The organism is Paraherbaspirillum soli, from assembly GCF_042654985.1.
GTDB classification, from domain to species: domain Bacteria; phylum Pseudomonadota; class Gammaproteobacteria; order Burkholderiales; family Burkholderiaceae_D; genus Paraherbaspirillum; species Paraherbaspirillum soli.
In genome coordinates, this window is record NZ_JBHSMT010000025.1 from 22355 (window position 1) to 33501 (window position 11147).

Here is an 11147-nt window from a genome sequence, read left to right on the forward strand (position 1 = left end):
TCCGACCTACATCAATCATTTGCCGGATAATGTCGGCTCCAACCCGACACCGTCCCCAAATACGCCGATGAAATACCCCGCAGTGCTTCCGTTCGCCGAGGTCCTCCCCCAGCTCGATCAATTCGACGCCATCATCGACGTGCGCAGTCCGTGGGAATTTGCCGAAGACCATATCCCCGGCGCCATCAATTGTCCGGTGCTGGACGACGCGCAACGGGTGCAGATAGGCACCATGTACAAGCAGGTCAACGCGTTCGAAGCGAAAAAGCTGGGCGCGGTGCTGGTCGCCAAAAACATCGCTCAACATATCGAAACCCAATTCCTGACGCAGCCGCGGGAGTGGCAGCCGTTGATCTATTGCTGGCGCGGCGGCAACCGCAGCGGCGCGATGGCGCACATCCTGGCCAAGATCGGCTGGCCGGTGGCGCAGCTGGACGGCGGTTACAAAGAATACCGCCGGCACGTCAATACCGCGTTGGCCGAGTTGCCGCAGCGCTTGACGTTCAAGGTAATGTGCGGTCCGACCGGCAGCGGCAAAAGCCGCCTGCTGCAAGTGCTGGCGGCACAGGGCGCGCAGGTGCTGGACCTGGAGCAGCTGGCGGCGCATCGCGGCTCGGTGTTGGGCAATCTGCCGGCGCAGGCGCAACCGGCGCAAAAGACCTTCGAGAGCCGTATCTGGGATTTGCTGCGCCGTTTCGACCCGGCGCGGCCGGTCTTCGTCGAATCCGAAAGCAAAAAAGTCGGCAATCTGCGGGTGCCGGATGCGCTGATGGAAAAAATGCGCAGCTCGTCCTGCATCGCCCTGACCCTGGCGCGCGCGGAGCGGGTCAAACTGTTGATGGAAGATTATGCGCACTTCATCAACGACCCCAGCCTGTTGAACGCCCAGCTCGACTGCCTGCGCTATTTGCACGGCCGCGACACCATAGGCCGCTGGCAGCAAATGGCTTTGGACGGACGGATGGCGGAATTGGTCGACGAGTTATTGGTGAAACATTACGATCCGGCTTATCTGCAATCGATCAAACGGAATTTCGAACAATTTACGGCGGCGCAAGGTCTAGAATTGCAGGATATTTCGGCGGCGGCCTTCCTCCAGGCCGCACTGCACTTGCATTCCAGCACGCCTCAATCTCCGACCTCACCTCCAGGACCTTTATGCGCGACCTTACCGAAGCAAGCATCAAATTAACCTCTTTCTCGCACGGCGGCGGTTGCGGCTGCAAGATCGCGCCGGGCGTACTGGCGCAGATTCTTAAGAATTCCAGCGGCTTCCCGGTGCCGAAGGAATTAATGGTCGGCATCGAAACCGCCGACGACGCCGCCGTCTATAAACTGAATGACGAACAGGCGCTGATCGCGACCACCGATTTTTTCATGCCTATCGTCGACGATCCATTCGATTTCGGCCGCATCGCCGCCACCAATGCGATTTCGGATGTGTATGCGATGGGTGGCACGCCGATCATGGCGCTGGCGCTGGTCGGCATGCCGATAGACAAATTGCCGCTGGAAGTCATCGGCCAGATCCTGAAAGGCGGCGAGACCATTTGCGCCGAAGCCGGGATCCCGATCGCGGGCGGTCACACCATCGACTCAGTCGAGCCGATTTACGGGCTGGTGGTGCTCGGCCTGGTGCACCCGTCCAAAGTCAAACGCAATGCCGGCGCCAAGGCCGGCGACCAAATCATCCTGGGCAAACCGCTGGGGGTCGGCATCCTGTCGGCGGCGCTCAAGAAAGATGCGCTGGACGCGCAGGGCTACGCCGCGCTGATAGCGAACGCCACCAAGCTCAACAAACCGGGCTGCATGCTGTCGGAACTGGCCGGCGTCCATGCGCTGACCGATGTGACCGGCTTCGGTTTGCTGGGGCATTTGCTGGAACTGGCGCGTGCCGCCGACTTGTCGGCCCGGCTCGAGATCGGACGGATTCCGCTATTGCCGAACGTGCAGCAACTGGCCGAGCAGGGCTATATCACCGGCGCCTCCGGCCGCAACTGGAGCGGCTACGGCCACCAGGTGCAACTGGCGCCTGCGATTAGCGCCGTACAGCGCGCCTTGCTGACCGATCCGCAAACCTCCGGCGGCTTGCTGGTGTCGTGCGATGCCGGCGCGGTGGAGCAGGTGCTGGCGCTGTTCCGGAGCGAAGGCTTTGCCGATGCCGCCGTCATCGGCGAAATGCAGGCGGGTGCGGCCGGGGTGCAGGTCGCGTCGTAAGCCAACTGCCTCTCATATTTTTTACCCTACAAAAGGTTCGCCATGATCCGTTTTTCTTCTTCCATCAAATCGTCGCTGGCTGTCGTGCTGGCCGCCGTGTCGCTGGGCGCCACCGGCCTCGCTTATGCGCAGCAGGTATTGCGGGTATCGGCGATTCCCGATGAAGCGCCGACCGAGCTGCAACGCAAGTTCAAACCGCTGGGCACTTACCTGGAGCAAAAACTCGGAGTCAAAGTCGAGTTCACCCCGGTTACCGATTACGCCGCCTCGGTCGAAGGCTTGATCAACAACAAGCTCGACCTGGTGTGGTTTGGCGGCTTTACGTTTGTCCAGGCCAACACCCGCAGCGGCGGCAAGGTGATCCCTATCGTCCAGCGCGAGGAAGATGAAAAATTCAAGTCGGTGTTCATCACCACCGACAAGTCGATCAACAAGCTGGAGGATTTGAAAGGCAAGAATTTCACCTTCGGCTCCGAGTCCTCCACCTCCGGCCACCTGATGCCGCGTTCGTATTTGCTGGCAGCCAAAATCAATCCCGACACCGACATGAAGCGCATCGCTTTTTCCGGCGCCCATGACGCCACCGTCGCCGCGGTCGCCGGCGGCAAAGTCGATGCCGGCGCGCTCAATATCTCGGTCTGGGAAAAACTGGTAGCGGCCGGCAAAGTCGACAGCAAAGTCGTGCGCGTGTTCTACACCACGCCGGGCTATTACGACTACAACTGGAGCGTGCGCTCGGACATGAACCCGGCGTTGCGCAAGAAATTGACCGACGCCTTTTTGAGCTTGAATAAAAACGACCCGCAGCAAAAGGAAATCCTGGATTTGCAACGGGCGACGCGTTTCATCCCGACCAAGGCGGAGAATTATGTAGCGATTGAGGCGGCGGCGCGTAATGCGGGACTATTGAAGTAATTGCGGGACAGAGTTTAAGAGGCACCGTAGCGTGCCGAATTACTCTGTCCCCAACTGATTAGATAAAACGTCTAAATTGCAATGAAAAGCATTTGCGGGACAGCAGCGTAGGTTGGGCTGCAAAGCCCAACGTTTGATAGCGATTAAAGAAATGTTGGGCTTTGCAGCCCAACCTACGTTCTATGTCCCCGCACACGAACCACGGAGCGCCGAAGGGTTGGGGTTGTTTTTGACGTTGTAGTTGACGTTGCAGTTGACGTCGAATTCCGCATTGAGACGCTGCCAAATGGGACGACTGTTAGCCGGGAATTGTGGGAAGGCATGTTTGAGCCGAAGGCGAGTTTGTCTTCACACCCGGCTAATAGTTGGCGCATTTGGGGACCCGCCTACGGCGGGCAGTGGCTTGCGGTCGCCTTTTGTTTGCTTACTTTATTTTGGCGAAGCAAAATAAAGTAAGTCGCCGTCAGGGCGAAAAGCTGAGTTCGTCAAAACATCAGCATCTAAAATCAACCCTCGGCACTCCGTAGCCCGCTCAGCGGGGTCAGAGTAATTTACGCGATAACCCTGCGTAAAAAAACTCTGACCCCGGTGAGCTACCTCATCGCAGTATCCAGAAAACCCGGCCCATATCGAGCATGACATTCTCACTAACCAATCTGTCCGTCCGCCACCCCAGCGCAACCGCTCCCAATGCGCTCAGCGACCTCAGCCTGTCGGTCGCGCAAGGCGAACAGATCGCGCTGATCGGCCCATCCGGCGCCGGCAAGACCACCTTGCTGCACACACTGGCCTGCGCGCTGCGGCCAGAACAAGGCAATTTCACGCTGTTCGGCGCCGACCCGTGGCGCTTGAGCAGCAGCGCCCGGCATGCGATGCGCGCCCGCCTTTTTCTGGCGCCGCAAACCCCGCCGCTGCCGCCGCGCCAAAGAGTGGTCAGCGCGGTACTGGCCGGGCTGCTGCCGCAATGGAGCGTTTGGCGGGCCGTCATCTCGCTGATCAAACCGACAGACCCAGCCGCCGCATTCGACGCGCTGGCGCGTTTTAATTTGCAGGACAAACTGTATGCGCGAGTCGACCGCCTGTCCGGCGGCGAGCGCCAACGCTGCGGCATGGCGCGCTGCCTGATCAGCCGCGCCGACGCCTTCCTGGTGGACGAACCGCTGTCGGCGCTCGACCCGGCATTGGCCCTGCATACGCTGGCGGTGCTGCAGCAAGAAGCGACGGCGCGCCAAGCCACGCTGATCTGCAGCCTGCATCAGCTGGAACTGGCGCGCGCCCATTTCCCGCGCATCATCGGCTTGCGCGACGGCCGGATCGTGTTCGATGTGCTGCGCGAAAACCTGACCGAAGCCATGATAGCGTCGCTGTATCGGCATGCCGATCGGCCACAAGCTGCGGACCAAGCGCCGCCAACGCCGGGGTTCGACATCCACGCCGCCGTGCAGACTGCGCGCTGCTGACCATGCGCTCTCTATCTGCCGCCGCCGCGCTCAAGCAACACCGGGACCCCGCTTGGCGCGGCCGGGTCATAGTCTGCATCGTCGCCGTCGCGCTGTTGTGGCCGGCGCTGGTGTTCTGCGAATTCAAACCGTGGATCTTGTTGGATGCGCAAAGCCTGCATGCGGCCGGCAAATTCCTGGCCGGCTTTGTGCCGCCCGCGCACTCCGTCGAATTTTTAACAATGGTGGCCGCCGCGACCTGGGAAACGGTGGCGATGGCGACGGTCGGCATGACGCTGGCGCTGGCCGGCGCGATACCGATGACCATCCTGGTCACGCAGCGGCTGTCGATCTCGCGCCTGGGTACCGGCCGCAGCGGACTGCCGGCGAGGCTGATTCGGCAAGCCGGACGCTGGCTGCTGGTGTTGCTGCGCAGCGTGCCGGAACTGGTGTGGGCCTTGCTGCTGGTGCGCATCGTCGGCCTCGGCCCGACCGCCGGCGTGCTGGCGATTGCGCTGACCTATTGCGGCATGTTGGGCAAGGTGTATGCCGAGATCCTGGAATCGGCCGATGCCCACGCCACCGAGAGCTTGCTGAACAACGGCAGCGGCAGGCTGGCGGCGCTGTTGTATGGCGCGTTGCCGGAGTCGGCGACCGAGCTGGTGTCCTACACCGTGTATCGCTGGGAATGCGCGATCCGCGGTTCGGTGGTGATGGGTTTTGTCGGCGCCGGCGGGCTCGGTCAACGGATGGACGAGTCGATGAAAATGCTGGCCGGGGATGAGTTGTCATCCATGCTGCTGGTTTTTGTTTTACTGGTGGCTGCTGCCGATGGTGTCAGCAGCATGCTGCGCAGGAGGCTTGAATGAGGCATCGCTCGCAGCCGCCCAAAGCGCCGGCTTGGCGCGCATCGAGTATCGCCTTGCTGCTCGGCTTGTCGGCCTTGGTCATCGTCAGTTTTATCTCGCTGCCGTTGCACTGGGGCGCACTATTTACGCAGGAAGCGCTGCGCACCAGCGTCGAGTTCCTGCGCGGATTTGCGCCGCCTGAGAGTGCGCCGTCATTCCTGCTCAAAATCGCGGTCGGCACTGTCGAAACCTTGTCGATGTCGACCATCGGCACCCTGCTCGCGGCGCTGCTCGGGATCGGCTTGGCGCTGCCGGCCAGCGGCCGTTTCGGCAACAGCGCTCGGCTGACCACCCGGCTGCTGCTGAATGTGTTGCGCTCGATCCCGGAACTGGTGTGGGCCGCCATCCTGCTGATCGCGGCCGGGTTGGGGCCGTTCGCCGGCACGCTGGCTTTGGCGGCGCACACCAGCGGCGTGCTGGGACGGCTGTTCGCCGATGCCTTTGAAAACAGCTCGCCGCTGCCGGAAGCAACGCTGCGCATCAACGGCGTGCGGCCGCTGGCGGCATTCCTGTATGCGACCTTGCCGCAGACCGCATCGCAAATGCTGTCGTACACCTTGTACCGCTGGGAAAACAATATCCGCGCCGCGGCGATTCTCGGCGTGGTCGGCGCCGGCGGCCTGGGGCAGATGCTGAAATACCATTTGTCGCTATTCCAGATGCAAGCCGCCGCCAGCGTCATGCTGGCGATGCTGCTGATGGTGGCCGCGGTGGATGCAGTCAGCTTCATGCTGCGGCGCATAATGAGCAAATGAGAAGCAAATGAGATACGAGAAGTAGGGCGGATGAGCGCAGCGTTATCCGCCGATGGATGTACTTCACGTGTTTGACGCATATAGAACGGCGGAAGACGCTTCGTTTTTCCGCCCTACTTACCTATCGAGACCTATTTATGCGCATTTTGCTAGTTGAAGACAACCGCCCACTGTCCGAGTGGCTGGCACTCACGCTGCATCGCAGCAACTATACGGTCGATTGCGTCTATGACGGCGCCGATGCCGATCATTTGCTGCTGACCCAGCAATACGCGCTGGTGATTCTCGACCTGTCGCTGCCCAAGCTGGACGGCAGCGAAGTGCTGAAACGGCTGCGCGCCCGCCACAACAACGTGCCGGTGCTGATTCTGACCGCCAACAATTCGGTCGAGGGCCGCATCGTCGGCTTGAATACCGGCGCTGACGATTACCTGGCCAAGCCGTTCGACGTCAACGAGCTGGAAGCCCGCATCCGCGCGCTGCTGCGGCGTTCCAACCAGCAACGCAATCCGATCCTGCAGTGCGGCTCGCTCAGCTATGACAGCAACAGCCGCATCTTTTCTATCGACGGCCAGGCGCTGTCGCTGACCCGGCGCGAACACGCGGTGCTGGAAGTGCTGATCATGAAAATGGGCAAAACCGTCAGCAAGCAAGCGCTGGCCGACAGCCTCTATGCGCTGGCCGAAGAAGTGTCGCAAGACGCGATCGAAGTCTATATCCACCGCCTGCGCAAAAAACTGGAACACGGCGACGCCGCTATCATCACCCTGCGCGGACTGGGCTATTTGCTCAAGCAGCAGCATGCAGCTGCTTAGACTGAAAAGTTTGCGCACGCAATTGCTGGCGTGGCTGCTGGTGCCGCTGGCCTTGTTCGTCGCGTTCAATGCCTGGGTCACCTACGACAATGCGGCCGAGATGGCGACCGTGGTGCACGACCGCATGCTGCTCGGCTCGGCCCGCATCATGGCGGAACAGATACGCTACGAAGACGGCGCGTTGCAGGTGGTGATTCCGCCGGCGGCGCTGGAGTTATTCCAGTCCGACGCCCATGATCGCGTGTATTACCGCATCGTCGCCGCCGACGGCACGCTGCTGGCGGGCCAGCCCGACCTGCCCGGCCCGCCGCGTCCGATGCATAACGAAGAAGCTTTGTATTTCAACGCCGTCTTTCGCGACGATCCGGTGCGCATCGCCGCGTTCGCGCAGCCGGTATTCGGCAGTCCGGCGCAAGGACCGGTATTGATCGAAGTCGCGCAAACCCTGCGCTCTTACAAAATATTGTCGGACCGGATGTGGGAGCACACGGTGCAGCAGCAACTGGCGATACTGGCGCTGGTGGTGCTGCTGGCATTGCTCGGATTGCGGCACGGGTTGGCGCCGATGATGCGCTTGCGCGACCGAGTCCAGCGCCGCAAACCCGGCACGCTGGAAGCGCTCGATACCGCGCCGGTGCCGCACGAACTGACGCCGCTGGTGCACGCCATCAACGACTATGTCAGACGGCTGGACGAACACATGTCGGCCCAGGGCCGCTTCATCGCCAACGCCTCGCACCAGCTGCGGACCCCGCTGACGGTGCTCAACACCCAGGTCAGCTACGGCCTGCGCAGCAGCGAGATCCAGGATAAGGACGCTGCGCTGCGCGCGATCAACAGCGGTGTGCAACACGGGATCCGGCTGGTCAACCAGTTGCTGACGCTATCCAACGCCGAAGCCGGCATCGGCCATCCGCTGCGGCAAACCGATGTCGACCTGATTGCGGTGGTGCAGCAAGTGCTGGAAGAATTGGCGACCTTGGCGCAAGCCAAAACGATCGACCTCGGCTTCGAGTTCCGCGAGTCGCCGGTAATGGTGCATGCCAGCCCCTCGATGCTGGAAGAACTGGTCGCCAATCTGGTCGACAACGCGCTGCGCTACACGCCGGACGGCGGCACGGTGACGGTCGCCGTCACCGCCGATCAGGACCGCGTCGCGCTGCGCATAGAAGACAATGGCCCCGGCATCCCGGAGAGCGAGCGCGAGCACGTATTCGAGCGTTTCTACCGGCTGCGCGAAGATCGCTCGGATGGCTGCGGATTGGGGCTGTCGATTGTGCGCGAGATCGCCTTGGCCAGCGCGGCGCAGGTGGTTTTGGGCAGTCCGGCTGGCGGCAGCGGGTTGATTGTGACGGTGTTGTTTCCGGCACTGCCGCACAAACCCAGTTAATAGAGCCGCGAAGGTTGGGCTGCAAAGCCCAACGTTTGGCCATGATTAAAGAAATGTTGGGCTTTCCAGCCCAACCTACCCCCTATTAACGGACCACGGAGCGCCGAAGTTTTAAAAAGCCCAGGCTGTTGCCGCGTCCGCTCACTGCTTTATTCGCGTCAAAAGCAGTCACAGCACTTCCGAACAGAACGCGCCTGGAGTGACAATCCGCGTTCGGCCAAAACTCCCTTTCTGCAAGAGTCCCGCGCGACGGTCTCCCGTAACCAGATAATCTGCATCCCCGGCAAGAGCCATCGCGAGTAAAAACGCGTCGTTCGGATCATCCGCCTCAACTTCGGAGGTGAGTCGATCCAGAACAATTGCGCGCTGAAGATTGTTAACCATCGCGCCCACATGATGTGGTTGCAATACAGCCTGAAACTTCGGATAGCGGCTGGCGCGCCGCAGTTCATCAAGTTGCACCACTGAGGTGACGACCTCAAACTTGGCGGCACGCCAAGCTCGGTAGATGACGTCTGGCGCACCGTGCGGCGATATGAGTGCCGAGAGCAGCACATTGGTGTCGAGTACAACCCGCATCAGTGATTACTGGCCCACTGTACGGCTTCATCTATGATCGCGGCCAGCTCTCCTTCACTCACCCCGGCATTAGCCGCCTTGACTTGCTCGGCCGTCAACTCAAGGATGTGGGCGCGAACAGCTTCTTCAATGAAACGTGACAAGTCGCCTTTGCGACCGCCACCTTGGCTCGCCAGAAACATACGAAGAGACTGATCGGTGTCGGGCGAAACTGCAATATTCCAACGGACTGTGTTCATGATTGCTCCCTATACGGTGTTTATGTGTTTATACACCATTAAAAAACCCTGTTCAAGGCATCCCAACGGCCGTAGTCTTTTGGGCAAATCCTTACAAACAACCCCGCCTGCACCCAGCCTTGCCGCTGTGGCACCAAACCCACAAAGATTCAACAACTGAAAGCAATCAGTAAGCTGCCGACTTTTATAGTCTGCTGACTGATCCAGGACGATCAGCCGAATCAACTATAAATATCTGGAGACAAAATGAAAAAATCGCTACTGGCGCTGGCCGTCGTGGGCGCATTGGGCTGTGCCGGCACCGCCTCCGCGCAATCCAACGTCACCATCTACGGCTTGATCGACGCCACCATCAGCACCGTCAATCACGCCGACAGCAACGGCAACCGCCTGACCGGCATCCCGGTCGCCTGGTTCAGCGGCAACCGCATCGGCTTCCGCGGTAACGAAGACCTGGGCGGCGGACTGAAGGCGATTTTCAAGCTGGAGAGCGAATTCGTGGTCGGCACCGGCGAGATGGACACCCCCGGCGTGCTGTTTAACCGCGATGCCTGGGTCGGCTTGCAAAGCAACACTTTCGGCCAAGTCACGCTAGGCCGTCAAAACACGCTGGCGCGCGATTTCGCGCAGATCTACGGCGATGCGTACGGCTCCAAGCTCGGCCCGGAAGAAGGCGGCTTCACCAACAATAACAACTTCAAGCAAATGATTTTCTACGCCGGCAGCGCGACCGGCACCCGCTACAACAATGGCGTGGTGTGGAAGAAAGTGTTCGACAACGGCGTGGTCGCCGGCCTCGGATATCAGTTCGGCAATGTCGCCGGCGCGTTCTCGACCAACACCACCAAGTCGGTCGCGCTCGGCTACAACGGCAGCAACTTCCTGGTCTCCAGCTTCTATAACGAAGCCGACGTCGGCAACGCCCTCAACAACAGCACCGAGAAACACAAATCCTACTCGCTGGGCGGCAGCTACATGTTCGACCTGGTGCGCCTGAACGCCGGCTATTTCCATTACACCGCGGAGCAAGGCATGCTCGGCAAGCGCAAGGACGACGCTTACACCGTGTCGGCCAAATTCACCCCGCAAGGCGTAATGGATTATGAAATCGGCTATCAAGTCATGAAGGCCAACAACGCCGCCTACAACCTGGCCGGCACCGGCACCCTGAACGCCTACGCCGACGCCAGCCTGGCCAACGCCACCGGCAGCGGCAAGAAATCCACCGTCTACGGCTCGGCCTTCTATCACATGTCGAAACGGACTGAACTGTATGTCGCCGCCGACTATATGAAACTGGACGACGGCTATCGCGTCGCATCGGCTCATGGGTTCAAGAACCAGACCGAATTCGCGGTCGGCATGCGGACCAAGTTTTAAGCGGCTGGCATTGAGAAAAGGCCGGTGGCGACTGCTTGTCGCTACCGGCCTTTTTTATTGACACTTACGTAAAAAATGCCAGGAGGTAGGGCGGATGAGCGTAGCGTTATCCGCCGTTTTGGATACGTCATCAATCGCATGCAGCACATCCAGCGGTGGATAACGCTGCGCTCATCCACCCTACTTCTCTGCAAGTTCCAACATTTCTTTAATCGCTGCCAAACGTTGGGCTTTGCAGCCCAACCTACGAATCTCATTCATGCAGACCGATATAAATGATGACCAGACCGCAGACCGCCATCAAGCCGATCATGAACCAGAAGAGCAGCGGATTTTCCGAACGCGTAATCACCCGGCCTGTCTTCAGCCGCATCTCTTCACGTGTGGCGGAAAATAGGGTCGCAAGCAAAATGACAACGCCCAAGACTGCGTAATGTGAATGAGTGTGGTTGGTTGGCATTTGAATTTAATAGCTAGAGTTTGGGAAAAGTGCAGCGCGTTTCGACCAGC

12 protein-coding genes are annotated in these 11147 nt (G+C 60.2%); 9 read left to right on the forward strand and 3 right to left on the reverse strand.

Translation table 11 applies throughout. From position 1 onward, the window contains the following. Window positions 1–67: 67 nt before the first annotated feature. The 8 genes from mnmH (at window position 68) to ACFPM8_RS13485 (ending at window position 8439) form a co-directional block, all read left to right on the forward strand. Window positions 68–1192 carry a tRNA 2-selenouridine(34) synthase MnmH gene (gene mnmH, locus ACFPM8_RS13450; protein ID WP_378998068.1) on the forward strand — a complete coding sequence of 375 codons (1125 nt, stop codon included), beginning with the start codon at window positions 68–70 and terminating at the stop codon, window positions 1190–1192. After that, complete coding sequence (gene selD / locus ACFPM8_RS13455) at window positions 1159–2217, forward strand: selenide, water dikinase SelD (protein WP_378998069.1); 1059 nt, start codon at window positions 1159–1161, stop codon at window positions 2215–2217. The genes mnmH and selD overlap by 34 nt, the downstream gene beginning before the upstream one ends. Window positions 2218–2259: 42 nt before the next feature. Next, a complete protein-coding gene (locus ACFPM8_RS13460; protein WP_378998070.1) occupies window positions 2260–3132 on the forward strand; it encodes a putative selenate ABC transporter substrate-binding protein in 873 nt (290 codons plus the stop codon). A gap of 635 nt (window positions 3133–3767) precedes the next feature. Next, a complete protein-coding gene (locus ACFPM8_RS13465) occupies window positions 3768–4592 on the forward strand; it encodes a phosphonate ABC transporter ATP-binding protein (RefSeq protein WP_378998071.1) in 825 nt (274 codons plus the stop codon). A gap of 2 nt (window positions 4593–4594) precedes the next feature. After that, complete coding sequence (locus ACFPM8_RS13470) at window positions 4595–5440, forward strand: PhnE/PtxC family ABC transporter permease (protein ID WP_378998072.1); 846 nt, start codon at window positions 4595–4597, stop codon at window positions 5438–5440. Next, a complete protein-coding gene (gene phnE, locus ACFPM8_RS13475; protein ID WP_378998073.1) occupies window positions 5437–6234 on the forward strand; it encodes a phosphonate ABC transporter, permease protein PhnE in 798 nt (265 codons plus the stop codon). The genes ACFPM8_RS13470 and phnE overlap by 4 nt, the downstream gene beginning before the upstream one ends. A 137-nt stretch (window positions 6235–6371) precedes the next feature. Continuing rightward, complete coding sequence (locus ACFPM8_RS13480; RefSeq protein ID WP_378998074.1) at window positions 6372–7049, forward strand: response regulator; 678 nt, start codon at window positions 6372–6374, stop codon at window positions 7047–7049. Further along, window positions 7036–8439, forward strand: coding sequence for a sensor histidine kinase (locus tag ACFPM8_RS13485; RefSeq protein WP_378998075.1), 1404 nt, complete (start codon window positions 7036–7038; stop codon window positions 8437–8439). The genes ACFPM8_RS13480 and ACFPM8_RS13485 overlap by 14 nt, the downstream gene beginning before the upstream one ends. A gap of 168 nt (window positions 8440–8607) precedes the next feature. On the opposite strand, the gene ACFPM8_RS13490 is transcribed toward ACFPM8_RS13485, so the two are convergent. Together ACFPM8_RS13490 and ACFPM8_RS13495 are read right to left on the reverse strand one after the other, a co-directional pair. After that, on the reverse strand, window positions 8608–9018 hold the full coding sequence (locus ACFPM8_RS13490) for a putative toxin-antitoxin system toxin component, PIN family (protein WP_378998076.1): 411 nt from the start codon (window positions 9016–9018) through the stop codon (window positions 8608–8610). Further along, the gene (locus ACFPM8_RS13495) at window positions 9018–9257 is read right to left on the reverse strand and encodes a ribbon-helix-helix domain-containing protein (RefSeq protein WP_378998077.1); all 240 of its coding nucleotides are present in this window, start codon (window positions 9255–9257) and stop codon (window positions 9018–9020) included. Before ACFPM8_RS13495 ends, ACFPM8_RS13490 begins: the two co-directional genes overlap by 1 nt. 246 nt (window positions 9258–9503) lie before the next feature. On the opposite strand from ACFPM8_RS13495, the gene ACFPM8_RS13500 reads away from it, so the two are divergent. Next, window positions 9504–10637 (forward strand): porin, encoded by a 1134-nt coding sequence (locus ACFPM8_RS13500; RefSeq protein ID WP_378998078.1) that lies wholly within the window; start codon window positions 9504–9506, stop codon window positions 10635–10637. A 253-nt stretch (window positions 10638–10890) separates the two neighbouring features. On the opposite strand, the gene ACFPM8_RS13505 is transcribed toward ACFPM8_RS13500, so the two are convergent. Further along, a complete protein-coding gene (locus tag ACFPM8_RS13505; RefSeq protein ID WP_378998079.1) occupies window positions 10891–11097 on the reverse strand; it encodes a hypothetical protein in 207 nt (68 codons plus the stop codon). Window positions 11098–11147 lie beyond the last annotated feature (50 nt).